Annotated in this window: 25 protein-coding genes; 16 read left to right on the top strand and 9 right to left on the bottom strand. The window is 69.9% G+C overall.

The window, feature by feature from the left end; all coding sequences use genetic code 11:
• Positions 1 to 17: 17 nt before the first annotated feature.
• Positions 18 to 143 (bottom strand): hypothetical protein, encoded by a 126-nt coding sequence (locus AB8998_RS28135; RefSeq protein WP_090350544.1) that lies wholly within the window; start codon positions 141 to 143, stop codon positions 18 to 20.
• Between the two features lie 153 nt (positions 144 to 296).
• Here AB8998_RS28135 and AB8998_RS28130 point away from each other — a divergent pair, with 153 nt between their 5' ends.
• Positions 297 to 935 (top strand): TetR/AcrR family transcriptional regulator, encoded by a 639-nt coding sequence (locus tag AB8998_RS28130; RefSeq protein ID WP_369741177.1) that lies wholly within the window; start codon positions 297 to 299, stop codon positions 933 to 935.
• On the opposite strand, the gene AB8998_RS28125 is transcribed toward AB8998_RS28130, so the two are convergent.
• The 3 genes from AB8998_RS28125 to ctaD form a co-directional block, all read right to left on the bottom strand.
• Complete coding sequence (locus AB8998_RS28125) at positions 930 to 2,381, bottom strand: PE family protein (protein ID WP_369741176.1); 1,452 nt, start codon at positions 2,379 to 2,381, stop codon at positions 930 to 932. The genes AB8998_RS28130 and AB8998_RS28125 overlap by 6 nt on opposite strands.
• A gap of 135 nt (positions 2,382 to 2,516) precedes the next feature.
• Entirely contained in the window at positions 2,517 to 3,272 is a 756-nt protein-coding gene (locus tag AB8998_RS28120; RefSeq protein WP_369741175.1) for a peroxiredoxin, read from the bottom strand.
• A gap of 119 nt (positions 3,273 to 3,391) precedes the next feature.
• Positions 3,392 to 5,128 (bottom strand): aa3-type cytochrome oxidase subunit I, encoded by a 1,737-nt coding sequence (ctaD, locus tag AB8998_RS28115; RefSeq protein WP_369741174.1) that lies wholly within the window; start codon positions 5,126 to 5,128, stop codon positions 3,392 to 3,394.
• Positions 5,129 to 5,340: 212 nt separating this feature from the next.
• Between ctaD and AB8998_RS28110 the strand changes: the two genes are divergently transcribed.
• On the top strand, positions 5,341 to 6,618 hold the full coding sequence (locus tag AB8998_RS28110; protein ID WP_369741173.1) for an ATP-binding protein: 1,278 nt from the start codon (positions 5,341 to 5,343) through the stop codon (positions 6,616 to 6,618).
• Positions 6,619 to 6,646: 28 nt separating this feature from the next.
• On the opposite strand, the gene AB8998_RS28105 is transcribed toward AB8998_RS28110, so the two are convergent.
• Positions 6,647 to 7,546: an alpha/beta hydrolase gene (locus AB8998_RS28105; protein WP_369741172.1), complete on the bottom strand. Its 900-nt coding sequence runs from the start codon at positions 7,544 to 7,546 to the stop codon at positions 6,647 to 6,649.
• 108 nt (positions 7,547 to 7,654) lie between these two features.
• Here AB8998_RS28105 and AB8998_RS28100 point away from each other — a divergent pair, with 108 nt between their 5' ends.
• The 3 genes from AB8998_RS28100 to AB8998_RS28090 are packed head-to-tail and all read left to right on the top strand — an operon-like array spanning position 7,655 to position 10,880.
• Entirely contained in the window at positions 7,655 to 8,755 is a 1,101-nt protein-coding gene (locus AB8998_RS28100) for an NAD(P)H-dependent amine dehydrogenase family protein (protein WP_369741171.1), read from the top strand.
• An 18-nt stretch (positions 8,756 to 8,773) separates the two neighbouring features.
• Positions 8,774 to 9,514 (top strand): glucose 1-dehydrogenase, encoded by a 741-nt coding sequence (locus AB8998_RS28095; protein WP_369741170.1) that lies wholly within the window; start codon positions 8,774 to 8,776, stop codon positions 9,512 to 9,514.
• Between the two features lie 25 nt (positions 9,515 to 9,539).
• A complete protein-coding gene (locus AB8998_RS28090) occupies positions 9,540 to 10,880 on the top strand; it encodes an FAD-binding oxidoreductase (RefSeq protein WP_369741169.1) in 1,341 nt (446 codons plus the stop codon).
• 91 nt (positions 10,881 to 10,971) lie between these two features.
• On the opposite strand, the gene AB8998_RS28085 is transcribed toward AB8998_RS28090, so the two are convergent.
• The 3 genes from AB8998_RS28085 to AB8998_RS28075 are packed head-to-tail and all read right to left on the bottom strand — an operon-like array spanning position 10,972 to position 13,177.
• Entirely contained in the window at positions 10,972 to 11,511 is a 540-nt protein-coding gene (locus AB8998_RS28085) for a TetR/AcrR family transcriptional regulator (protein WP_369741168.1), read from the bottom strand.
• 9 nt (positions 11,512 to 11,520) lie between these two features.
• Entirely contained in the window at positions 11,521 to 12,345 is an 825-nt protein-coding gene (locus tag AB8998_RS28080; protein WP_369741167.1) for a thioesterase family protein, read from the bottom strand.
• A gap of 16 nt (positions 12,346 to 12,361) precedes the next feature.
• Positions 12,362 to 13,177, bottom strand: a complete 816-nt coding sequence (locus AB8998_RS28075) for an SMP-30/gluconolactonase/LRE family protein (RefSeq protein WP_369741166.1) — start codon at positions 13,175 to 13,177, stop codon at positions 12,362 to 12,364.
• 172 nt (positions 13,178 to 13,349) lie between these two features.
• Between AB8998_RS28075 and AB8998_RS28070 the strand changes: the two genes are divergently transcribed.
• Genes AB8998_RS28070 through AB8998_RS28060 form a run of 3 tightly spaced genes read left to right on the top strand, consistent with a single transcriptional unit; the run spans position 13,350 to position 16,320 of the window.
• Positions 13,350 to 14,240: an acyl-CoA thioesterase gene (locus AB8998_RS28070; protein WP_369741165.1), complete on the top strand. Its 891-nt coding sequence runs from the start codon at positions 13,350 to 13,352 to the stop codon at positions 14,238 to 14,240.
• Positions 14,241 to 14,251: 11 nt separating this feature from the next.
• On the top strand, positions 14,252 to 15,172 hold the full coding sequence (locus AB8998_RS28065; protein ID WP_369741164.1) for an LLM class F420-dependent oxidoreductase: 921 nt from the start codon (positions 14,252 to 14,254) through the stop codon (positions 15,170 to 15,172).
• A complete protein-coding gene (locus tag AB8998_RS28060) occupies positions 15,172 to 16,320 on the top strand; it encodes an acyl-CoA dehydrogenase family protein (protein ID WP_369741163.1) in 1,149 nt (382 codons plus the stop codon). The genes AB8998_RS28065 and AB8998_RS28060 overlap by 1 nt, the downstream gene beginning before the upstream one ends.
• 66 nt (positions 16,321 to 16,386) lie before the next feature.
• Here AB8998_RS28060 and AB8998_RS28055 read toward each other — a convergent pair whose 3' ends face one another.
• Positions 16,387 to 17,076: a DUF427 domain-containing protein gene (locus tag AB8998_RS28055; RefSeq protein WP_369741162.1), complete on the bottom strand. Its 690-nt coding sequence runs from the start codon at positions 17,074 to 17,076 to the stop codon at positions 16,387 to 16,389.
• 310 nt (positions 17,077 to 17,386) lie between these two features.
• Between AB8998_RS28055 and AB8998_RS28050 the strand changes: the two genes are divergently transcribed.
• From AB8998_RS28050 to AB8998_RS28015, 8 genes are all read left to right on the top strand, one after another.
• Complete coding sequence (locus AB8998_RS28050; RefSeq protein WP_369741161.1) at positions 17,387 to 18,124, top strand: hypothetical protein; 738 nt, start codon at positions 17,387 to 17,389, stop codon at positions 18,122 to 18,124.
• Positions 18,125 to 18,205: 81 nt separating this feature from the next.
• Positions 18,206 to 19,375, top strand: a complete 1,170-nt coding sequence (locus AB8998_RS28045; protein ID WP_369741160.1) for a CaiB/BaiF CoA transferase family protein — start codon at positions 18,206 to 18,208, stop codon at positions 19,373 to 19,375.
• 120 nt (positions 19,376 to 19,495) lie between these two features.
• Positions 19,496 to 20,026, top strand: coding sequence for a hypothetical protein (locus tag AB8998_RS28040; RefSeq protein ID WP_369741159.1), 531 nt, complete (start codon positions 19,496 to 19,498; stop codon positions 20,024 to 20,026).
• Positions 20,023 to 20,727, top strand: a complete 705-nt coding sequence (locus AB8998_RS28035; protein WP_369741158.1) for an NIPSNAP family protein — start codon at positions 20,023 to 20,025, stop codon at positions 20,725 to 20,727. Before AB8998_RS28040 ends, AB8998_RS28035 begins: the two co-directional genes overlap by 4 nt.
• Positions 20,727 to 21,947, top strand: a complete 1,221-nt coding sequence (locus tag AB8998_RS28030; protein WP_369741157.1) for a cytochrome P450 — start codon at positions 20,727 to 20,729, stop codon at positions 21,945 to 21,947. The genes AB8998_RS28035 and AB8998_RS28030 overlap by 1 nt, the downstream gene beginning before the upstream one ends.
• 1 nt (position 21,948) lies before the next feature.
• Complete coding sequence (locus AB8998_RS28025; RefSeq protein ID WP_369741156.1) at positions 21,949 to 22,917, top strand: zinc-binding dehydrogenase; 969 nt, start codon at positions 21,949 to 21,951, stop codon at positions 22,915 to 22,917.
• Positions 22,914 to 23,681, top strand: coding sequence for an HpcH/HpaI aldolase family protein (locus AB8998_RS28020; protein ID WP_369741155.1), 768 nt, complete (start codon positions 22,914 to 22,916; stop codon positions 23,679 to 23,681). The genes AB8998_RS28025 and AB8998_RS28020 overlap by 4 nt, the downstream gene beginning before the upstream one ends.
• Entirely contained in the window at positions 23,678 to 24,418 is a 741-nt protein-coding gene (locus AB8998_RS28015) for an SDR family NAD(P)-dependent oxidoreductase (protein ID WP_369741154.1), read from the top strand. The genes AB8998_RS28020 and AB8998_RS28015 overlap by 4 nt, the downstream gene beginning before the upstream one ends.
• The last annotated feature ends 88 nt before the right edge of the window (positions 24,419 to 24,506 follow it).

Raw genomic sequence — 24,506 nt, 5'->3', positions numbered from 1 at the left:
GAGCTGTACGCGGTCCCCTAGACGGGCGGATAGGCCGGTGGCGGGTAGCCGTTGCCGTCGACGACCCCGCGCAGACCCCACGGCACATAACGCAGGAAGAACTCGATCTCGTCGCTCGCGTCGTAGTCCGGGCTCGGATCCATTGGGCCACCCCTGTAGTCGGTAACGACTGGTTCGACAGTGAGTCTAGTCCCATCCACCTCGCCGCAACACCCGCCTAAACTGTCCAACCAGTTGATTGGCTAGCCTGGTCCGGGGTCGTGCCCGGCCCCGGCAACGGACGATAGCGAGTGCAGATGCCATCCGAGAACGGGATTTCCCGCCGCGAGGAGTTGCTGGCCGTAGCCACCAAGTTGTTCGCCGCCCGCGGCTATCACGGCACCCGGATGGACGACGTGGCCGATGTGATCGGCCTGAACAAGGCGACCGTCTACCACTACTACGCCAGCAAGTCGCTGATCCTGTTCGACATCTACCGCCAGGCCGCCGAGGGCACGCTGGCCGCCGTGCATGACGACCCGTCGTGGACGGCGCGCGAGGCGTTCTACCAGTACACCGTGCGGCTGCTCGGCGGGATCGCCGACAACCCCGAGCGCGCCGCCGTCTACTTCCAGGAAGCGCCCTACATCGCCGAGTGGTTCACCGCCGAACAGGTCGCCGAGGTGCGCGAGAAGGAAGCGCAGGTCTACGAGCACGTGCACGGCCTCATCGACCGCGGGATCGCCAGCGGTGAGTTCTACGAGTGCGACTCGCACGTGGTGGCGCTGGGCTACATCGGCATGACGCTGGGCAGCTACCGCTGGCTGCGGCCCAGCGGCCGGCGCAGCGCCAAGGAGATCGCCGCCGAGTTCAGCACCGCGCTGCTGCGGGGGCTGATCCGTGACGAGACGATCCGCCAGACGTCGCCGCTGGGCCGTGAGGGCGCCGTCTTATAGCTGGGGTAGGTCGGTCACGGGCGGGATCAGGTGCAGGACGGGCCCGACGGCGCCGGTGATCGTCGACAGCAGCGTCGTGCTCGGCTGGCCGAGGAAGACGTTCAGGTGCGGACTCAGCGCCGGCGCGTACGGGTAGGTGGTCGGCAACGCGGACGGCGGCAGGTAGCCCAGGTCCACCATCGCCGCCTGCACCCCCTGCACGGCGCCGGTGCCCAGGTCCGGGATGACGGTGAACGGGTTGGGAATTTCGAACAGCCCGGCCGGGGTCGGGACGTTCGCGTAGTTGCCGCCCGGCCCGTAGTCGGCGTAGCCGAGGTCGACCAGCACCCGCAGATCGGGCTGGACCAGGTCGGCGAGCGCATTGCCCACGTAGGGGACGTAGTCGCGGATCGGGCCCAGCAGCGGCAGGTTCTGGCTCAGGATCATGTAGTAGTCGGTATTGCCTCCCGATGTCGGCAAGGGGACGGCATTGGCGACCTGGTCGGCCGTCAGCAATGGATAGTCGGCGTGCAGGGACAGGCCCATGGCGGCGTTGAGGTCCGACACCAAGTTCAGCGGGTACTGCGGGAAGTCGGCGATGCCGTCGTATTGGATCGTGTAAATCGAAGTGTGCCAAGGAGATTGGGGAGTGGCCCCGTTGAAGGGCACGTCGAGCAGCGGGACGTAGAACCCGGTGAACCGCTCCAGGATGCCACCGACGGGGTTGTTGGGGTCCCCCAGCAGCAGGAACGCGAGCTGGCTCGCGCCCGGTTGCGCGGCGGTGGGCAGGGTCAGCAGCGCGTTGATCTCGTTGGTGGCGACCGCGGCGCTTTCGGAGTAGCCGAGCACCAGGGCGTTGTTGCCCAGCGCGATCTGGTTGTCGATCGCGGTGTTGAGCAGGGTGACGCCCTGGGTGACGGACTGGCCGAACGTGAGGGTATTGCCGAGTTCGGGGGTGATCGGCCAGAACTGCTCGGGGGTGAACACGCCCTTCGGGTTGGCCCCGCTGATCAGCGGCTGGATGTAAGCGGTGTTGACCTCGTCGATGTAGTACTGCACCGGGCCCGGGTTGTGCGCTCCACCCATGATCAGCGCCGTCACCGGCAACGACGGCAGCGTGGACGCGAAGGTGACGGTGCCGGTCGGCGTGCCTGCGGCAAGCGCGGACCGGCCCAGCAGGGTCGCATCCACCGACTCGGCCTCGGCGTAGGAGTTGCCCGCGGCGGCAAGCGCCTGGGCGAAGCGACTATGGAAGTCCGCCGCCTGCGCCAGCAGGGCCTGGCTCTGCTCGGCGTAGGCGCCGAACAGCCGGGCGATCGCGGCCGACACCTCGTCCTCGGCCGCCGCGACCATGCTCGTCGTCGGGACGGCCGCCCGAGCGCCGGCCGCGTTGATCGCCGCGCCGATACGTTCCACATCGGCGGTCGTCGACGCGAGCGCATCGGGCGCGGCTATCAGAAGCGACATCTACCCGGCATTCCCCCTGCCCGGCCGTCGGACACCAGAAAAGAATAAACCGCGATCCGCGCATCTGCCGCAGGGCTCGCGTGCGGTGGGTACCGATTCGCCGTCGCCGGTGCGGGACGTGAGGGGCAGGACCGCTCATCCCGCCGAGTCGTGGGGCAGACCGGCGGGGTGAACCCGGATCGCGGCCTCGACGTCGTCGGCGCTGATCTGTCTGGTGCAAAAGAACCAGTCCTGGCAGTCGACGCCGTCGACTTGGCCGTCCATCCGCTGCTCGGCGGTACCGCAGGTGCTCGCCGTGGGGACGATGACAGGGTCGCCCGGGCGCCAGTCGGCGGGGGTCGCGACGTCGAATCTGTCGGCCGTCTGTAGGGCCTTGACGACGCGTAATAGTTCATCGAAGTTGCGGCCGAGGCTCAGCGGATAGTAGACGATGGCCCGGATCACGCCCTTGGGGTCGATGACGAAAACCGCGCGCACCGCTTTGGTGGAGTCTTCGCCGGGCATGATCATCCCGTATTTCTGCGCGATCTCCATCGACACGTCTTCGATGAGCGGAAAGGTGACGTCCACGTCGTGCATGCCTCGGAAGGTGATCTTGTCCTTGATCGTGCGCAACCAGGCGATGTGGCTGGCGAGCCCGTCGACCGACAACCCGACCAGCTCGGTGTTGTACGCGGCGAATTGGTTTTGCATCGAGGCGAAGGTGACGAATTCACTGGTGCACACTGGGGTGAAGTCAGCGGGGTGAGAGAAGAAGATGACCCACTTACCGGCATAGTCGGCGGGGAAGCTGATCTGCCCCTGGGTAGTGACGGCGCTGAACGCGGGAGCGGGATCGCCGATGCGGGGCATGCTCGCCACGTGCGGGGCCGCGTCGATAGCAGTTGTCATGGTGAACCTTTCGTGTCAGCGGCGATGCAGTGCGTAACGGCTACCTCACCGGGTGTATTCCCCGGAGTTCGTCCATTCATGGTGTGCCGCGCGTCGCGCAGACGACCGGTTACCAAGGGCTATCGGCGCAGTCCCGTTGCGGTGTCCACGTCGCTGACCACTTCGCGGTGGCGGCCGACGTGAGATTCGGCGCGCATGCGCGCCACCATGTGCGGGTGGTGCAGTTCGAATGCCGGGCGCTCCGAACGGATCCGGGGCAGCTCGGTGAAGTTGTGCCGCGGCGGCGGGCAGCTGGTTGCCCACTCCAGCGAGTTGCCGTACCCCCACGGGTCGTCGACGGTGACCGGCTCGCCGTAGCGCCAGCTGCGGAACACGTTCCAGATGAACGGCAGCATCGATACGCCCAGAATCGACGCACCGACCGTCGAGACCACGTTGAGTGGCTGGAACCCATCGGTGGACAGGTAGTCGGCGTAGCGGCGCGGCATCCCCATGTTGCCCAGCCAGTGCTGCACCAGGAACGTGGTGTTGAACCCGATCAACGTCAACCAGAAATGCAGCTTGCCCAGCCGCTCGTCGAGCAGCCGGCCGGTCATCTTCGGGAACCAGAAGTAGACACCGGCGAAGGTGGAGAACACGATCGTGCCGAACAGCGTGTAGTGAAAGTGCGCCACCACGAAGTAGGAGTCGGTCACATGGAAGTCCAGCGGCGGGCTGGCCAGCAGCACGCCCGACAAACCGCCCAGCAGAAAGGTCACCAGAAACCCGACCGAGAACAGCATCGGCGTCTCAAAAGTGAGTTGGCCCTTCCACATGGTGCCGGTCCAGTTGAAGAACTTGATCCCGGTGGGGATCGCGATCAAATACGAGGTGACGGCGAAGAACGGCAACAGCACCGCGCCGGTGGCGAACATGTGGTGCGCCCACACCGCCATCGACAACCCCCCGATGGCGAGGGTCGCATACACCAGCGTGGTGTAACCGAAGACCGGTTTGCGGCTGAACACCGGAATGATCTCCGTGACGATACCGAAGAACGGCAGCGCCACGATATAGACCTCGGGGTGGCCGAAGAACCAAAACAGGTGCTGCCACAACAGGACTCCGCCGTTGGCCGGGTCGAACACGTGCGCACCCAGGTGGCGATCGGCGGCCAGCCCGAACAGCGCGGCGGTCAGGATCGGGAACGCCAGCAACACCAGAATCGACGTCACCAGGATGTTCCAGGTGAAGATCGGCATCCGAAACATCGTCATCCCCGGCGCGCGCAAACACACCACCGTCGTGATCATGTTGACCGCGCCCAGGATCGTGCCCAAGCCCGCCACGATCAGTCCCGTGATCCACAGGTCGGAGCCGGTGCCGGGCGAGTGGATGGCATCCGATAGCGGTGTGTAAGCGGTCCAACCGAAGTCGGCGGCACCGCCCGGGGTGATGAAGCCCGCGAGGGCGATCAGGGCGCCGAACAAAAACAACCAGTAGGAGAATGCGTTCAGTCGCGGGAACGCGACATCGGGTGCACCGATCTGCAGCGGCAACACCAGGTTGGCGAACCCGAACACGATCGGCGTGGCATACAGCAACAGCATGACGGTGCCGTGCATGGTGAACAGCTGGTTGTACTGCTCGTTCGACAGGAACTGCAGACCCGGCGCTGCGAGTTCGGTGCGCATCAACAGCGCCATCAGCCCGCCGATGAAGAACATCACATAGCAGGTCACCACGTACATGATCCCGATGGTCTTGTGATCGGTGGTGGCGACAAGCTTGTACACCAAGTTGCCCTTGGGGCCCAACCGGGCCGGAAAAGGCCGGCGGGCTTGCAGCGGCGCCACAGAGCCAACATCGACAGCCATCGCCCCTCCTCCTGATAGGACGGGTCTGCGAAAGCCAGACTCCGATCGGGGACAACTCCCCACGACGGTACCTCCGATGCGGCAGCAATAAAAGGGTGTGCGTCAGGGGCGTGACTATGCCCCCCGGGGTATGCGAAGATATCTGTTACGGGGCGCACGGAGCGATGAGAAAAATGCCGGAAACGCGTTCCCGTGGCAGGGAGGTGAACCCGGTGCCCCCGTGGCGGTTGCGCGACTTTCACGACGACGACCTCGATCAGGCGATCCTGGTGTGGGATCAGAGCCGACATCCCGGTGACCCGGCGCCGGCCTTTCCGGTCTCGGAGATGGTGTCGGCGGCCAAATCGGGACAGCCCGCCGTGGTCGCCGTCGTCGGCGACGAGTTGGTGGGCATAGCGGTCGCCGAGGCCCGGGGGGAACGGGCATGGATTCTGCTCGTCGGCCTCAACGCCCGGTGGCGCAACCGCGGTGTTGGCAGCGCGCTGCTGGGCGAGCTCGAGCTGCGCCTGCGCGCCCTGGGCATCCGGCGCGTGGGTGCACTGCTGCAAACAGAGGCGACCGGCGCGGCGGCGCTGCGCAACTGTGGCTATCGGGAGCGGACCGATTTGTCGTTTTTCGAAAAGATCGACACCGTCGGCTCCTCGGACGCGGGCCTGCTGGCCCAACTCGGCGCGCAGGCGATGCCCCGCGGCCTGTGGAACGCGATGGGCGGGATGGAATCGGAGAAACAGATCGTTGAGCGGCGGATCGTGCTGCCGCTGAGCGAGCCGAATATCGCCGAAAAATACGGCGTCTCACCGCCGAAGGCGGTCATCTTGTTCGGCCCCCCGGGAACCGGCAAAACCAGCTTCGCCAAGGCCGTTGCGGGTCGGCTCGGCTGGCCGTTCGTCGAACTCCTCCCCTCGCGTCTGGCCGCACCGGATGTTGCGCTGGCGAGCGCGCTGCGAGAGGCCTTCGTGACGCTGATGGAACTGGAAGCCGTGGTGGTGTTCATCGACGAAGTCGAGGAGATCGCCGGATCGCGCTCGGGTGAGCGTTGCGATCCCGCGCACGGCATCACCAACGAGCTGCTCAAACTGATCCCGGCGTTTCGCCAGCGCGACGAGCGGCTACTGATCTGCGCGACGAACTCGGTGCGCTCGCTGGACTCGGCGTTTTTGCGGCCCGGACGATTCGACTACATCATCCCGATCGGACCCCCGGACGCGACGGCGCGGGCGGCGATCTGGGCCAGATATCTCGGTCCGGCCGCCGGCTCGGTCGATATCGGCGAGCTGGTCAGGGCCAGCGAGATGTTTACCCCGGCCGATATCGAGTTCGCTGCACGCAAGGGTGCGCAATCCGGGTTCGAGCGGGAGATCGAATTCCGCCGTGGTGAGTCGGCCCGTACCGAGGACTATCTTGCGGCCATAGCCGAGATCCGGCCCTCGCTGACAGAGGCGGTGCTCGCCGAGTTCACCGAAGACATTGAGCAGCGGACTCGGCTCTGACCGAGGGCCCCGCGGACCGTCCCCGAATTCAATCGCCGGACGCCTGCAAATGCTCGTCGAGGAAGGCGATCTGGTCGGCGACGACGCGCTCGAACGCGGCGCCGACGTAGATGTCGAAATGGCCCTCGGGGTAGGTCTTGATCTCGCCGCGTGGGGCCCTGGCCGCGTAGCGCAACGTGGCACCCGCGGGCGCCACCGAGTCGAACTCGCACACGCAGAACAGGATCGGGCAGCCGATCGTCGCCGCGGCGCGTCCCGGCCGGTAGGTCATGACCTGCAACGCGATCCGGGCGGCCACCTCGTTGGTCAGCCGAGCGCCGTCGGGGACCAGTCTCAGGTACCCCTCGTACGCGTCGGGTGTGTTCAGCAACGCCGCCTCGCCGGGGCGGCCCGCGGTGGCGACCATGACCGGTGGCCTGCCCAGCCGGCTCGCCACGACGTCGCGCAACGCGAGCGCGAAGATGCGCGCGGTGGCCAGCGGGTTGGCGATCGTGCGCGCCGAGGCCAGGCCGTCGGTGAAGGGGCACTGCGCCACGGCGGCGGCGATGCCCGGCAGCCGGGCCGCCGAGGCGATCACATGGCCTCCACCGAAAGAGGTGCCCCACAAAGCGATTCGCTGTTGGTCGATCCCGTCGAGGGTGCGGGCGTAGGCGACGGCCGCCGCCCAGTCCGCAAGCTGCATGCCGACGTCGAGCACCTGGCGGGGCCGCCCCTCGCTGTCGCCGAAGTTGCGGTAGTCGAACACCAGGCAGGCGTAGCCGGCCGCGCTGAACCGTTCGGCGTAGGCGTCCATCCGCATGGTGCGCACCGCCCCCAGGCCGTGTGCCATCACCAGCAGCGGCGCGGGGCCGCCGGTGGCGGGCCGGTAGAGCCACGCGCTGATCCGGTCGCCGCCGGAATCGAACCAGATGTCCTCGCGTTGCGTCATCGCGGTCTCCCCTCTGCGCGCCGGCGCCGGCGGTGGTAGGCCATTCAAAAATAATGGACTAGTGTCTAGAAACGCTTTCCAACGTTCACCTCGGGACGGAGGCCGCCCATGGCGATCCGCGTCGCCCACGTCGGGACCGGGAATGTCGGCCGGCTGGCCCTGGCCGAAGTGATCGCCAACCCGCAGTTCGAGTTGACCGGGCTGTGCGTCTCGTCGCCGGAGAAGGTGGGCAAGGACGCCGGCGCGCTGTGCGGGGTCGCGCTGGACGACGAGGTCGTCACCGGCGTCACGGCCGTCTCCGACCTGGACGCCGTGCTGGCCACCGGGCCCGAGTGCGTCGTCTACTGCGCGATGGGCGACACCCGGTTGCCGGAGGCGATGGCCGACGTCATGCGGGTCCTGGCCGCCGGGGTCAACGTCGTCGGGTCGTCGCCGGGGTTGCTGCAGTACCCGTGGGGCGTGATGCCCGACAAGTACATCGCGCGCGTCGAAGACGCTGCCCAGCAAGGGAACTCGAGCATCTTCATCAGCGGGGTCGACCCGGGGTTCGCCAACGACCTGATTCCGCTGGCCCTGGCCGGGACCTGCCGGCGCATCGAGCAGGTGCGCTGCATGGAGATCCACGACTACGCCAGTTACGACGGCGCGGAAGTCATGCACTACATGGGCTTCGGCCGCCCGCTCGACGAGATCCCGATGCTGCTGCAACCGGGCGTGCTCAGCATCGCCTGGGGTACGGCGATCCGGCAGCTGGCGGCCGGGCTGGGCATCGAGGTCGACGAGATCGTCGAGTCCTACCAGCGCGAGCCCGCGCCCGAGGACTTCGACATCGCGGTCGGTCACGTGGCCAAGGGCACGCTGGCGGTGCTGCAGTTCGAGATCCGAGGCATGGTCAAGGGCCACCCCGCCATCGTCATCGAGCACATCACCCGGTTGCGCCCCGACCTGCGGCCCGATCTGCCCCAGCCCGCCTCCGGCGACGGCTCCTACCGCGTCGAGATCACCGGTGAGCCGTCCTACGCCGTGGACATCGTGCCGAGCAGCCGCAAGGGCGACCACAACCACGCCGCGATCGCCGGCGCCGCCGGCCGGGTCGTCAACGCCATCCCGGCGGTGATCGCGGCGCCGCCGGGCATCCGGACCACGCTCGACCTGCCGTTCATCACAGGAAAAGGCCTCTATGCGCCCGCCGGGCTGGTGGCCACCTAAACCGAAGGGAGCCCAGCAGTGGGACGGGTTGACGGAAAAGTAGCGCTCATCAGCGGTGGCGCCCGCGGGATGGGCGCCGAACACGCGCGCCTGCTCGCGGCCGAGGGCGCCAAGGTGGTGATCGGCGACATCCTCGACGACGAGGGCAAGGCCGTGGCCGACGAGATCGGTGACGCCGTGCGCTACGTCCACCTCGACGTCACCCAGCCCGACCAATGGGACGCCGCCGTCGCGACCGCCATCGGCGAATTCGGCAAGCTCAACGTGCTGGTCAACAACGCCGGGACCGTGGCGCTCGGGCCGCTCAAGAGTTTCGATCTGGCCAAGTGGCAGAAGGTGATCGACGTCAACCTCACCGGCACCTTCCTGGGCATGCGGGCGGCCGTCGAGCCGATGATCGAGGCCGGGGGCGGCTCGATCATCAACGTGTCCTCGATCGAGGGGCTGCGCGGAGCGCCCATGGTGCACCCCTACGTGGCGTCCAAGTGGGGGGTGCGCGGCCTGGCGAAGTCCGCTGCGCTGGAACTGGCGCCGCACAACATCCGGGTCAACTCCGTGCACCCCGGCTTCATCCGCACCCCGATGACCGCCCACCTGCCCGAGGACATGGTGACTATTCCCCTCGGCCGCCCGGCCGAGTCGCGGGAGGTCTCGACGTTCATCCTGTTCCTGGCCAGCGACGAGTCGTCGTATGCGACGGGCAGCGAGTTCGTCATGGACGGCGGCCTGGTGACCGACGTGCCGCACAAACAGTTCTGAGCGCGGCGGTGCTATAACCGCGAGCATGCTGCACGCCCTGGAGTCGATCGTCGGTGCGAGCCACGTCGTCACCGATCCCGACGTCCTTGCCGGTCGCGCCGTCGACCACACCGGCCGCTACCGCGGGCGGGCCGGCGCGCTGGTGCGGCCGGGTTCGGCCGAGGAGGTCGCCGCGGTGCTGCGGGTGTGCCGCGACGCCGGGGCCCACGTCACCGTGCAGGGCGGTCGCACCTCCCTGGTGGCCGGCACCGTGCCCGAGCACGACGACGTGCTGTTGTCCACCGAGCGGCTGGGTGCGCTCGGCGACGTCGACACCGTCGAACGCCGCGTGCAGGCCGGCGCCGGGGCCACGCTGTCCGCCGTGCAGCGCGCGGCCGCCGCGGCGGGCCTGCTGTTCGGGGTGGACCTGGCCGCCCGGGACACGGCCACCGTCGGCGGCATGGCCTCGACCAACGCCGGCGGCCTGCGCACGGTGCGCTACGGCAACATGGGCGAGCAGGTGCTCGGCCTGCAGGTCGCGCTGCCCGACGGTTCGCTGCTGCGCCGGCACAGCCTGGTGCGCAGCGACAACACCGGCTACGACCTGCCGGCGCTGTTCGTCGGCGCCGAGGGCACCCTCGGCGTCATCACCGCGCTGGACCTGCGGCTGCACCCGTTGCCGTCGCACCGGGTGACCGCGGTCTGCGGGTTCGCCGACCTGGCGGCGCTCGTCGAGGCGGGTCGCACGTTCCGCGACGTCGACGGGATCGCGGCGCTGGAGCTGATCGATGGCCGGGCGGGCGCGCTGGTCCGCGAGCACCTCGGGGTCGCGGCGCCGGTGGACGGCGACTGGATGCTGCTGGTGGAACTGGCCTCCGACCACGACCAGACCGAGCGGCTGGCCGACCTGCTCGACGCCGTGCGGCTGTGCGGGGAGCCCGCGGTGGGCGTGGATGTTGCTGCGCAGCAACGGTTGTGGCAGGTGCGCGAATCGCTGGCCGAGGTGCTCGGCGTGTACGGGCCGCCGCTGAAGTTCGACGTGTCGCTGCCGCTGTCGGCGATCGCCGGGTTCGCCCGCGACGCGGTCGCGCTGCTGGGTGCGCACGTGCCCGATGCGCTGCCGCTGCTGTTCGGCCACGTCGGCGAGGGCAACCTGCACCTCAACGTGCTGCGCTGCCCGGCCGAGCGGGAGCAGGCGGTGTACGGGCCGATGATGGACCTGATCGCCGGGTGCGGCGGCAACGTCAGCTCCGAGCATGGCGTCGGCAGCCGCAAGCGGCCCTACCTGGGCATGTCGCGCGAACCCGCCGACATCGCCGCGATGCGCGCGGTCAAGGCCGCGCTGGACCCGACCGGCTACCTCAACGCCGCGGTGCTCTTCGACTGATCAGATCTCGGTCCGCGAGCGTGCGCAGTTGTACGCCCAACCCGGCGTGTCGGCGTGCAAACACGCACGCTCGCGGGGGATGGGACCGGGGTCAGCCCTGCGGCTTGATCCCGACGGCGTGGCGCAACTGCGCCAGGAACTGGTCGGCGTCGTCGCTGCGCACGATGTAGTGCGAGATGGCGATGCGGATCACGGTCGCCGCCTTCACCGCTGCGTTGGGCCCGGGCAGGTGCCGCTGCAGGCCCTCGCGCATCTCCGGGATGGCGGTGGCGAACTGGGCGATGGTGTGCTCGGGTTCGACGTCGATCATGCGCACCCCCGAGTACGAATGCTGGTACTCGACGATGAAGCGCAGGACCGCGTCGAGCTTGTCGAGGCCCTTGAGCCCGGCGGTGGCCCGGACCAGGCCGCTCTCGAAGGTCTGGCGCTCGTAGCGCGAAAACGCCGACAGCAGTTCCTCTTTGGAGGCGAACCAGCGGTACAGCGTCGGACGCGACACCCCGGCCTGGGCGGCGACCTCGGACAGGCTCAGCTTGGTCTTGCCGTTGCGGCCCAACACCTCGGCGGTGGCCGCCAGGATCCGCTGGCGCGTCGAGGTGTCGGTGTCCGTGACCGCCGCCGGCTGGCTCATATCTCGACTCTACGAAGTTGCGCCGGGACGGCGGCGCACCAGCACGGATTGTTGGATGGCGCCGACCGCGCCCCGCTCGTCGAACAGCGTCCCGATCGTCGTCCCGACGCCGTCGGGGCCGTAGCTGGTCTCGGCGCGGAAGCCGATCCACTCGCCCTCGGGGACGCGGAACACGTGCACGGCCAGATCGGTGTTCAGGAACGTCCACTTGCGGATGTTCAGCTTGCTGCCGATGCCGTTGGCGCAGTCGGCCACCGCGAACAGCCGCTCCAGCGGCGTCATGGCCTCGCCCTTGACGAGGTCCACTTGCGGGCGGATCCAGGATTCGCCCGGGCCCCCGCTCATCGGTTCGGTCAGCCACAGCCAGTCGAGGCTGTGCACGTAGTTGCGGTCCCAGTCCTTGGCCTTGAGGTTGCGGTCGCGGGCCTCGGACCGCGGGCGCGGCGGGGGAGCCGCGGCGTGTGCCACGGCCGTGGTGTCCTGGCCCTGGAACCGCCACCCGGTGGCGCGCGCGACCGCGCGGGGTTCGCCGTCGGGGCCCGGCGCCAGCATCTCGGCGCCGACGAGTTCGATCTGCTTGCCGGCCCGCTGCAGTTGCGCGCCGACCCACAGGTCGCCGTCGGCGGGCACCCCGCCCAGCAGGTCGATCACGACCCGGCTCAGCCGGGTGTCGTCGCGGTGTTCGCACCGCTCCATGGCCCGCACCAGCAGCGCCGAGACCGGCCCGCCGTGCTGGATGGCCGCCGACCAGGTGCCGCGCGTCAGGTCGGTGGCCCTGAACCTCTCGCCGTGGGCGTCGGCGTCGTCGATCAGCTCGTAGTAGGAGTCGGTCATGTGCGCCTCTCGGATGTCACGGCAGGCCGGCGCCGGGCGTCTCGACCGTCACGGCGTCCAGGCGGGAGAGCCGGGTGCCCACCAGGTGCTGGGGGTAGGCATCGGTGCTCGACAGCAGGAACAGCGTGCGGCGCCGGGGGCCGCCCAGGGCGCAGGCGATCGCGACGCGCTCGCCCATGTCGATGCGGTCGGTCACCTCGCCGCCCTCGACGACGCGCTCGAACTGGTGGGCCAGCGTCATCGCGGTCCACACCCCGCCCCCGGCGTCCAGCGCGATGCCGTCGGGCGGGCCGTCGAGGCCGTCGGCGAAGACGCGGCGGCTGGTCAGGAAGCCGTCCTCGCCGATCACGAACGCGGTCAGCCGCCGGGCGGTCGACTCGGCGACGACGAGCTCGCGGTCCGGCGTGATCACCATGCCGTTGGGGAAGTCGAGGTCCTCGGCGACGACGGTCGCGGTGTCGTCGGGGTCGAGCCGGATGATGACGCCGCCGTGGGACGCCTGGGATCCGATGTAGGCGCGCCCGTCGGCGTCGACGACCATGTCACCGAGGTTGGCCGGTGCCAGGGCGGCGAGGTCGGCGACGGGTGTCACGGTGTCGCCGTCGTAGCGCAGCACCTGCTTGTCCTCGGCCGAGACGATCAGCAGCGACCCGTCCGGGCGGAACCCCAGCCCCGAGGGGCAGCGGCCGGGTAGGGGCAGCGTGGTCAGCGAACCGGCCATCGTCGCGGTGTGCACGGCCTCGCCCAGCATGTCGGAGAACCACAGCAGGCCCTCGAACCAGCGCGGGCCCTCGCCGAAGCAGAACCCGTTGGCCAGGGGCTCCGGGATCATCGGCCCGCGTCTTTACAAAACACCGAGAAAGTGTCAGGCACCGCGGGTGCCGGTGTCAATGTGAGCGAGTCCGCGCGCCATCGCTCCCGCGCGGTCGTTAGCCAACCTTTACAAATCTTGCGCAAAGTGTCACGCTGAGCCGTGAGCTGGCAGCGCGAGAGATGGAGCGGACTTGAGTAAGGTCTCCGGGGAATCCGGGCAGGCCGAGTGGACGGTGCAGGGCCTGCTGGACCTGTTCGACGTGCGGGCCGACGGGCAGGACCGGTTCTTCGGCGACACCGGGATCGCCGGCGGCGACGAGCGGCAGGTCGTGGAGGGCACCCAGGTGCTCGCCCAGGCGATCGTCGCGGTGGCCAAACGATTCCCCGACAAGTCGGTGCGCTCGGCGCACGCGGTGTTCTCCCGCGCCGTCACCGTCGGACCGCCGGTCGAATTCGTGCTCGACGTCGTGTCCGAGGGCCGGTCCACCGCCACCGCGGTCGTCGCCGTGCACCAGAACGGCCGGCGCTGCCTGAGCATCACGGTGCTGGCCGACGTGCCCACCGCCGACGTCATCCGCCACCACCTGCCGCGGCCGGACGTGGCCGCCCCGGCCGATTCGCACGCATCCGAGATGCCCATGGTCGGGCGGGAGCTGCGGCTGGTCGACGTCGTCGACGTCAACAGCCCCGACGAGGTCGGCCCGCCCGAGCTGTATGCGTGGCTGCGCTACGACCCCATTCCCACCCGCGACGACCTGGCCAAGGCGTTGATCGCTTACTTCACCGGGCATTTGGGCATTTCGACCACCATGCGCGCGCACCCGGGCATCGGCACCAGCCAGGCGCACCTGACGGTGTCCACCGCCCCGATGACCATCTCGGTCGCCTTTCACGAGCCGGTTCGCTGGGACGGCTGGCTGCTCTACACCCACGAGAGCACCCAGGTGGGTTCGGGAATGTCGTACGTGCGCGGCACCGTGCACACGCAGGAGGGCGAGCTGCTGGCCTCGTTCGCCCAGGAGGCCCTGATCCGGCCGCTGCGCACCAGCGACACCTCGATCGACGCGCGCTCCCGGTTCTGACGGGCGGATCGATGCGCTTCGCCTTCACCCACCCGATGCACACCCATCCCTACAACCCGGAACTGGTTACGGGGGAGGGCATCGCGTCGTTCGCGGCGGCGGCCGAGGCGGCCGGGTTCCACGGGTTCGGCTTCACCGACCATCCCGCGCCGTCGCAGCGGTGGCTGGAGGCCGGCGGTCACGACGCCCTGGATCCTTTTGTCGCGCTGGGTTTCGCGGCGGCCACGACGACGACGCTTCGGCTGATTCCCAACATCGTGGTGCTGCCGTACCGAAACCCGTTCGTGGTGGCCAAGTCCGGCGCGACGCTGGACCTGCTGTCCAACGGCCGGTTCACGCTGGCGGTCGGGGTGGGGTATCTCAAGCGGGAGTTCGCGGCGCTCGGGGTCGATTACGCCGAGCGCACCGCGCTGTTCGAGGAGGCGTTGCAGGTGATCCGCGCCGTGTGGACCACCGACGACTTGTCCTTCGAGGGAAGGCATTTCACCGCGCGAGGCATCACCGCGCACCCCCGCCCGGTCAGCCGGCCGCACCCGCCGATCTGGGTCGGCGGCAACACCGCGTCGGCGCGCCGGCGCGCCGTGCAGTACGGGGACGGGTGGTGCCCGTTCCCGGCGCCGGCGATGCTGGCGCAGACGGCGGGCACCGCCTCGATCGACTCGCAGGACCGCCTCGTCGCCGGCATCGACGACCTGCGCCGGCGCTGCGACGAGGCGGGCAGGGACTTCGCGGCTCTGGACATCACGTTCACCAACTCCGCGGGCGGGCGCCCCGGCGGTGACGAATTCGATTCCGATACTTACCTTTCCGGCCTGGAAAAGCTGGCCGCACTCGGGGTGAACTGGGTGCAGGTCGGCCTGCCCGGCGACAGCCTGGCGCACGTGCTGGAAAGCATCGAGCGCTTCGGGAAACTCGTCATCGAAGCGCGCTGATGGACTTCTCCCGGGTCGAACTGTCGGCCGACGACCAGGTGTTCCTCGACGAGCTGCGCGCCTTCATCGCCAAGCACGTCACCGGCGAGGTGCTTCATCGACAGCTGGAGTTCGGCGAAAACTTCGACGAACGAGTCCATCTGGCGCTGGGCGAAGCCGGCTACCTGGCCGCGGACTGGCGGCTCGAGTCCGAGGGCGGGTTCAGCCCGGTCCGCCGCCGGATCTTTCAGCTGGAGATCGCCCGGGCCCATACGCCGTGGTACCACTGGGGCACGACGTCCGTCGTCGCGCGGCTGGTGCAGCAATTCGGCGCGCCGCAGCTGTGCGAGGCGGTGCTGCCGGGGGTGCTGTCCGGCGAGATCCGGCTGTGTCTGGGCTACACCGAGCCCGAGGGCGGCTCCGACGTCGCCGCCTGCAAGACGCGGGCGGTGCGCGACGGCGCCGGCTGGATCATCAACGGCGCCAAGATGTTCACCTCCAACGCGCAGAACGCCCGCTACGTCTTCCTGCTGACCAACACCGACCCGCAGGGGCCCAAGCACAAGAACCTGACCATGTTCCTGGTGCCGCTGGACTCGGCCGGTATCGAGATCCGGCCCCTGCGGACCGTCGACGGCGACCGCACCAACATCGTCTACTACAGCGACGTCCGCGTCGACGACCTCTGCCGCATCGGCGAGGTCAACGCCGGCTGGACCGTGATGCGCGCGGCGCTGGACTCCGAGCACGGCATCGTCGACCGGGAAGACCATGGCCTGCAGTACGTCGCGGCGATGTCGGCGCACGGCGACATCATGGCCGAGGTTGTCGACACCGTGGCGGGGCTGGTGGCGCGGTGCGACGACGAGTCGGTGAGATACCGGCTGGGGCGCGACATCGCGCGCATGGAGGCCGCGCTGTCCACGCCCGGGATGTTTGGCCGCGTCGCGATCGCGCAGACGATGCGCGACATCGCCCCGGACCTGATGGACATGCTGGGGCCGGCGTCGGCGTTGCCCACCGAGGCAACGGGCGCGGCGAGTGACGGTGCGGCCGAACACCTTTTCCGGCTGTCCCTGCCGCTGGGCATCTACGGCGGCACCCTCGAGGTGTTCCGCAACATGATCGCCCAGCACGCGCTGGGGCTCGGGCGTCCCCGCTACTCGTGACGCCCGCGAGAGTGCTACTCCCGACGGCGCCACTCGGGATATGCTTTGCCGGTTGCACTTTCGCGGCTAGGTGGCCGGCAGCTCGGCCAGCAACTCGACGCGCGTCTCGTCGAAGCTGAGAAAGCCCTTGATGGGCAGGCTTTCCGGGGGCGGGTCCGGGTAGCTCCAGGCGATGTCGTCGACGACCCGCCCGCCCACGACGGCGGACCAGTATGTCGCGAAGCCTTTGTAGTTGCAGTAACTCGAGGTCTGTGAGCGCCGCAGCGCGGCGGTGTCGACCAGGGCGGGATCGACGTAGAGCCGCGGCGCGAGCGCCGTCTCGAACACGACCACCGTGTCGTCGGTGTCGACCAGCACGGCGCCGTGCACCGCGACGCGCAGGCGGCGCTTCGTCGGGCGGCAGTCCACGCGGTGGTACGGGTTCGGCGGGTAGTGCACGAGTTCGCGGCCCTCCTCCAGCCAGGTGTCGACCGCGTCCCAAGGGACGTGGACGAAGCCCGGCGCCGCCGGCTCGGGCTCGGTCGGCAGCGCGGCCGCCTCGTCGGCCGGGAAGGCGTAACTGAGCGGGCGGCCCCGGCGGTGCACCAGCAGCGCCCGTTCGGTGTCGAGCACCGGGCGCCCGGCGCGGAAGGCCTGCACCCGCCGCGGGTGCGGCTCGACGTAAACCATCTCGCCGAACACCTCGCCGGGCAGCGGGGGCCAAAACCGCCCGGCCGGGTCGCTGCTGAGCGGGCCACGTCCGGCGACCAGGGTCATGGCGCTCCTTGGGGCAATGAGAGTTTCGGCGGATATCTCTTATTAAACCCACAGTCCGGCCCGTCGGTCGCCGCTGCCGGCGAAGCCGGCCCGTGCCGTCCGTAGTGGCCACTCCTGCCATACCGGCGCTCGGGCGGCCGGTAGCGAACCGCGCAGCGTCGCACGGCCGCCGTTGTGACAACGGTAAGGAAACGCTCAGATCACAACCCTTGACCCGATCGTGTTGCAAACGTGACGTAAGGCGATCAGTGTTACCAAAGTGAAATGGATTGGTGCTGATGCACTTTCCAAGACCGCTGAGGAGCGACGAATGACCGCACTGATGATGTATCCCCCCTGGGTCGAGCAGTTGGTGCGCCGCGCCTCCTGGGTCCGCCCGGCCGCATTCGCGGCGCTGCGCCCGCTCGCGGTGACGGCGGGCGTCGCCGCCGCCGGCGCGATGTCGCTGGCGCCCGCGCATGCCGACCCGCCTACCGACCCCATCACCAGCGTGCTCGGCGGCGCCGGGACGGGCGGCGGTTCCTTCAACGACACCCTCGCCGGGATCGGGCAGTCGCTGTGCCCGATGTTGGTGCAGCCCGGCGCCCAATTGGCCACGATCGCGTCGCAGCTTTCGGGCAAGCCGGGCCTGCCGCCAGAGATGGTCGGGGCCGTCGCCAGCATGGCGATACAGGCGGAATGCCCGGGTGTCATGACGTCGCTGGCCAACGGCCAGATGCCCTCCGTGCTAGGGGGGTTGGGCGGCAACTCGGGCATGCCGCTGCCGTTGCAGCTGCCGGGGTTGAGCCCCGCGGCTCCGAGCCCGCTGCAGGTGCCGGGGTTGAGCCCCGCGGCTCCGAGCCCGCTGCAGGTGCCGGGGTTGAGCCCCGCGGCTCCGAGCCCGCTGCAGGTGCCGGGGTTGAGCCCCGCGGCTCCGAGCCCGCTGCAGGCGCCGGGCTTGAGCCCCCTGGCGCCCAACCCTGTGGTGCCCAACCCCGTGGTACCGAGCCCGGCGGCGCCGGGCGTCATCCCGGTGGCGGCGAACGCGCCCCAGGTGCCGGTCTCCTGAGGCAGCGCGGCGGGTCCCCGACACGTGTCGCCGGGGACCCGCCACCGGCACCCACCGGCACCGCGGAGTAGGAACTTACCCATGGCGGGACCGGTGGAGGGCATCAAAGTCGTCGAACTCGGGGTCTGGGTGGCCGGCCCGGCCGCCGGGGCCATCCTGGCCGACTGGGGCGCCGACGTCGTCAAGATCGAGCCGCCGGCCGGCGACCCGGGCCGCATGTTCGGCCGGATGCTGGGCTGCGACCTCGGGGTCAACCCCCCGTTCGAGATGGACAACCGCTCCAAGCGCAGCATCGTGCTGGACCTGACCACCGCGGCGGGCCGCGACACCGCCTTCGAGTTACTTGCCGGCGCCGACGTTTTCGTGACCAACGTGCGCTCCGCCGCCCTGGGTCGGCTGGGCCTGGACTACGAGTCGGTGTCGGCCCGCCACCCCCGGCTGGTTTACGGCCTGATCACCGGCTACGGCGAGACCGGGCCCGGCGCCGACCGGGCCGCCTACGACGTGGCCGCGTTCTGGTCCCGCGCCGGGCTGGCGCACCTGCTCACCCGGCCCGGCGACACGCCGCCGTTCCAGCGGGGCGGCATGGGCGACCACTCGGCCGGGATGACCCTGACCGCGGCCATCTGTGCTGCCCTGATCGCCCGCGAACGCACCGGAACCGGCCAACTGGTGAGCACCTCCCTGTACCGGCAGGGCGCCTACACCGTGAGCTTCGACCTGAACACCTACCTGTTGACCGGCCAGCAGATCGCCATCGGGCAGCGCGAATCGATGGGCAACCCGTGCATGAACAACTACACCGCCGGGGACGGGCGCCGGTTCTGGATCGTCGGACTCGAGGCCGACCGGCACTGGCCCGCGCTGTGCCGCGCCGTGGGCCGCCCGGAGTGGTTGACCGACCCGCGATTCGAGGACGCTCGCGCCCGCGCCCGGAATGCGGTGCCGCTGATCGCCGCGCTCGACGAGATCTTCGCGACCCGCCCGCTCGAGGAATGGGCGCGGGCCTTCGCCGCCGAACCGGACTTCTTCTGGTCACCGGTCAACACGCTCGAGGACGTCGTCGCCGACGAGCAGTTCCACGCCGCCGGCGGCATCGTCGACGTGCCCGACGGCGCGGCCGGCGTGGCGATGGTGGCCACGCCGGCGGACTTCCACGGCACGCCGTGGGCACCGCGTTCTGGCGCACCGCAACTGGGCCAGCACACCGACGAGATCCTTGCCGAACTCGAGGCGCGCCGCGGCTCGTGACCCGCCCGGCCAGACCTTTACAAATTTATGCCAAAGTGTCACGCTGTCGGGTGAGTCGCATCCCAACGCAAGCGCCGACACGTCAGCCCCTCCCGGCGTGTGGCGGTGAGGAATGGATTGATGGTCACTTCAACGTTCGACGTGCGCGCGAGCGGCCGGGTCACCCCCGCACGGACCACCGCCTCGCTGCGCTACCGGCTCGACGTCGTCGCGGCCGGCGCCGCCGACGTCGTCCAATCGGCCGGGGGCTGGCTCTACGACCGCGTGATGGCCGGATGGGAGGTAACCGTGCGGCTGCCGCACAACTGCGACACCCGCGCACTGCGGATCCTCGGCGCCCGGGTGTCGGATTGCCGGTCCGGGTGGTACGAGACCGAGATCGCCGATGAGAGCCTGGCCGTCAGCGCCGCGGCGTTCCGCGCCGACCCGCGCGTGCGGGACCGGGTGCTGGCGTCCCTGGACGGCCGGCTGACCGAGGTTGCGCTGTGGGGTGACGGGTGGCCGCTGAACGTGGACCGAGCGATGAGCCGGGCCCCGCACGTGCTCAGCGCGGCGGCCCGGACGTTCAAGGGCCATGCCCTGTTGGCTGCCGGAATCCCTTGCGACACGGTCGGTTTGACCGAACCACTGCTGGTCCGGCCCGAGCGATGAAGAAGTACTACGGCCATACGCTGCTCTACCTGCACCAGACCATCGCCCTGGGCTCCGGGCGCGGCGACGGTTTCACCGAGGTCTTCACCGACACCTACCAGCCGATGATGCACGAGCTGGGGGCCCGGCTGTTCGGGCTCTGGGAGACCACCCCCTACAACGGCCACTGGCCGCAGGTGACGGTCATCTGGGAGATCGACGGCTTCGCCGACTACTCCCGGATCGGGGCCGCCCAGGCGCGCGGCGGCAGCCACGAGGCCGCGGCGGGCACGTGGTCGGGGTTCCTGGCCGACACCGGCGCCTCGGGCGAGGGCCGGATCATGTACCCGGGTCCCAGCAACAAGACGCTGGCCCAGCTGCGCGACGCCGGATTCACCGCGCCGCTGGTAATTCAGGAGATCATGCAGACCAAACCCGGCCGCCAGGACGACTACATCCGCGAGCTGGAGCGGCTCTACGTGCCGTGGTCGGAGCGCACCGGCAAGCGCTGGCTGGGCTCGTTCACCACCACCTTCCGCTACAACGAGGTGATCCACTACTGGGCCCTGGACGGCGGCTGGGAGTGCTTCGCCAACCACTACCCCTCCTGGAAGGAGAGCCCACCGGCCGAGATCGTCACCTGGATGAGCCTGGCCCCGGCGCTGCGCGACGGCTGGGAGGACTCGATCCTGCAGGCCCTACCGCCCTCGCCGCTGCAGTGATGCGACGGCCCGCCTTCGCCTACGACCCGTTCGACGCCGAGGTGATGGCAAACCCGTTGCCGTACTACCGGATCCTGCGCGACGAGCATCCGCTGTACTACATGCCGCAGTGGGACACCTACGCCCTGTCCCGCTTCGAGGACATCTGGCGGGTGCTGGAGGTCAACGACGGCACCTTCGTAGCCTCGGAGGGCACGCTGCCCGCGGCGTCGGTGCTGGCCGAGCACAACAGCGGGCCGGTCGCGGATCCGCCGTTGCACCCGTTGCCGTTTCACGCGGTCTTCGACGCCGGCCTGTACGGCGAGATCCGCCGCGCGCACTCACAGCCGTTGCGCCCCAGGCCCGTCGCCGCACTGGCGGACCGGATCCGCGCGCTGGCCGGCGAACGGCTCGACCTACTGCTGCCGCGGGGCTCGTTCGACCTGACCCAGGACTACGGCGGCATCGTTGCGGCGTCGATGGTATGCGAATTACTGGGAATCCCAACTGATCTCGCGCCGCAGGTGCTGGCCGCGGTCAACGCGGGCAGCCTGGCCGAGCCCGGCGTCGGGGTGGACACCGCCGAGGCGCGGCCCAATTACCTGGAGTTCCTGGTGCCGGTCGTCGAGGCCCGCCGAGCCGGCCGCTCGACGGGCGCGCTGCCGGTCGTCGACGGGCTGCTCGGCTACCGGCTGCCCGACGGCAGCGCCCTGTCCGACGTCGAGGTCGCGACCCAGATGCTGTGCATCTTCATCGGCGGGACCGAAACGGTGCCCAAGATCGTCGCCCACGGACTGTGGGAGCTGCGCCGGCGGCCCGACCAACTGGCCGCCGTGCGCGCCGATCCGGCCACCAACGTCCCGCTCGTGTGCGAGGAGATGATCCGGTTCTGCGCGCCCGCACAGTGGTTCGCGCGCACGGTGCGCAAACCCTTCGGCCTGCACGGCCACACCCTCGAGCCGGGCCAGCGCATCATCACCCTGCTGGCCTCGGCCGCCCGCGACGAACGGGAGTACCCCGACCCTGACGAGTTCGTCTGGAACCGGCCCGTGAAGCGTTCCCTGGCCTTCGGCCGCGGACAGCACTTCTGCGTCGGCTACCACCTGGCCAGGCTGGAAATCGACGTGCTGGTGACCGAATGGCTGCGCCGGGTGCCCGACTACGCGATCCGGGACGAGGACGCCACCCGGCTGCCGTCCAGCTTCCAATGGGGATGGAACAAGATCCCGGTGGAGGTCTGACGTGTGGTCCTACCGGATCGTGGCCCCCTACGCCTTCGAACGGACGTCGATCCCCGCCAAAACGCCCGAGGGGCTGGCGGAAGGCCAAGTGCTGCTGCGGTTCCTGGCCGCCGGGGTCTGCGGCAGCGACCTGCCGGCGTTCCGCGGGGTGCGGGGCCGGATTCCCGGCGACGACGGCCCGGGCGCGGCGGAGAAGGACGGCTTCCCGCTCCACGAAGTGGCCGGCGAGGTGATCGCCAGCCGCCACCGCGACCACCGGGCCGGTGACCGCGTGGTGGGCTGGGCCTCCGGGTTCGACGGCATGATGGAACGCGTGATCAGCGACGGCGACGGGCTGGCGCCCTACGACCCGTCTCTCACCCCCGCGCAGGCCGTCGGGCTGCAACCGCTGGCCTGCGTTCTGTACGCCTGCGAACAACTGCCGGACCTGGCCGGCCGCCACGTCGCCGTCATCGGCCAGGGCTCGATCGGGCTGCTGTTCTCCTACGTCGCCAAGGTCGCCGGGGCGCGACGCGTCACCGGTGTCGACCCGGTCGACCGGCGCGGCGTCGCAACCGAATTCGGGGTCGACGACGCGGTGCGCGCCACCAGTGACCGGTGGGTCGGCCGGCTGGCCGCCGGCGACCGCGCCGACGTGGTGATCGAGGCCGTCGGACACCAGGTGGCCACCCTGAACCACGCCGTCGCCGCCGCGGCACCAGGCGCCACGGTGTTCTACTTCGGCGTCGCCGACGACGACGCCTACCCGATCAGCATGCGCACCATGCTGCGCAACAACCTGACGCTGAAATCCGGTGTGACACTGGACCGGCGGCGGATGCTGAACACGGCCGGGGTGTTCGCCGCCGATCATCCCGGGCTGTTGGGCGCCTACCTCACCCACACCTTCGGCGTCGACGACGTCCAGGCCGCATTCGACCTGGCCTGCCTTCCCGACCCGGCGCGCATCAAGATCGCGGTCGCGGAATGAGCACGCCGGACAGCAACCTGCAACGGGCACTGAGCTGCGGCGGCCCGGCCTGGGGCGGCTGGCTCACCGGCCCGACGTGGCTCGGACCGGTCGAATTCGCCCGCGCCGGTTACGATTACGTCGGATTCGACGCGCAACACGGCTACCTCGACGACGCCGACATCGCCGGCGCGCTGCGGAACGTCGAACAGGTGCCGATCGGCACGGTGGTCCGGCTGCCCGACGCCGGCGCCGCGCCGATCGGGCGGGTGCTCGACGCCGGCGCCGACGCCGTCGTCATCGCGATGATCGAGTCGGCCGAGCAGGCCGCCGCGGCCGTGGCCGCAACCCGCTATCCACCGGCCGGCGTGCGCAGCTTCGGCCCGCTGCGCGCCGGGCTGGGCCTCGACCCGAGGGCGCACGAGTCGCGGGTGAGCGTGTTCGCGATGATCAAGACCGCCGCGGCGCTGTCCGACCTCGACCGGATCTGCGCCGTCGACGGCCTCACCGGAATCTACGTCGGTCCAGCCGATCTGGCGATCTCCCTGGGCGCCGACCCGGTCGGGGCGACCCGACAGCCGCAGGTGCTCGACGCGATCGTGCGCGCGCACCGCACCGCCGCGGACGCGGGCCTGGTCACCGGTATCCACGCCGGGGACGGCCGGGCCGGGCGGGCCATGGCAGAGCTGGGATTCCAGATGATCACGCTGGCCGCCGAATCGCAGGCGCTGCGCAGGGGTGCGGCGGAGTACCTCCGGGAGGCTCGGGAGGTCACGGGAAAGTGAGCGACGACACGAACCGTCCGGTTGCGCTGGTGACCGGCGCAGCCGGCGGGCAGGGCTGGGCCATCGCCCGGCGGCTGCGCGCCGAGGGGTTTTCGGTGGCCGCCTGCGACCGGCGCATCGGCGAACTTCTGGCCGCCGTGGACGGGCTGGGCGACGACGCGGTGCTCGCGCTCGAACTCGACGTCACCTCACCGGAGCAGTGGCGGGCCGCCGTCGACCGTGTCGCCGAGCGCTTCGGCGCGCTGAGCGCGCTGGTCAACAGCGCCGGCGTGCTGCACCGGGCCGCGCTCGACCAGGAAACCCCCGAGGGGTTCGAAAACTCTTGGCGCGTCAACTGTCTGGGGGCGTTCCTGGGGATCCGGGCCGCCCTGCCGCGGCTGCGCGCCGCGCCGCAACCGTCGGTCGTCAACATCTGCAGCACGGGCGCGATCCGCCCGTTCCCGCGGCACGCCGCCTACGGTTCGGCCAAGTGGGCGCTGCGGGGGCTGACCCAGACCGCCGCGGCCGAGCTGGGCCCGTCAGGCATCCGGGTCAACGCCGTGTTCCCCGGGCCGGTGGCGACGCCGATGCTCGACGCGGCCACCCAGACCCGGCTGGCCGCGACGGCGATGTTCGGCCGGCTCGGCCGCCCCGCCGAAATCGCCGACGCCGTCGCGTTTCTGGTCTCCGACGCGGCGGCGTTCATCACCGGCTCGGAGCTCGTCGTCGACGGCGGCCAATGCCTGCAGATCCGCTGAGCCGGGCCTGTCGGTGGGCATCGCCGGCGCGGGGGCGTAGCTTCTGGGGCATGACCCGCAGACTCCAACCCGGCGACTTCGGCCGGTC

This window comes from Mycobacterium sp. HUMS_12744610, from assembly GCF_041206865.1.
Classification (GTDB): domain Bacteria; phylum Actinomycetota; class Actinomycetes; order Mycobacteriales; family Mycobacteriaceae; genus Mycobacterium; species Mycobacterium servetii.
Note: the sequence above shows the minus strand (reverse complement) of the source record. Positions and strands in the feature narration are given on the sequence as shown.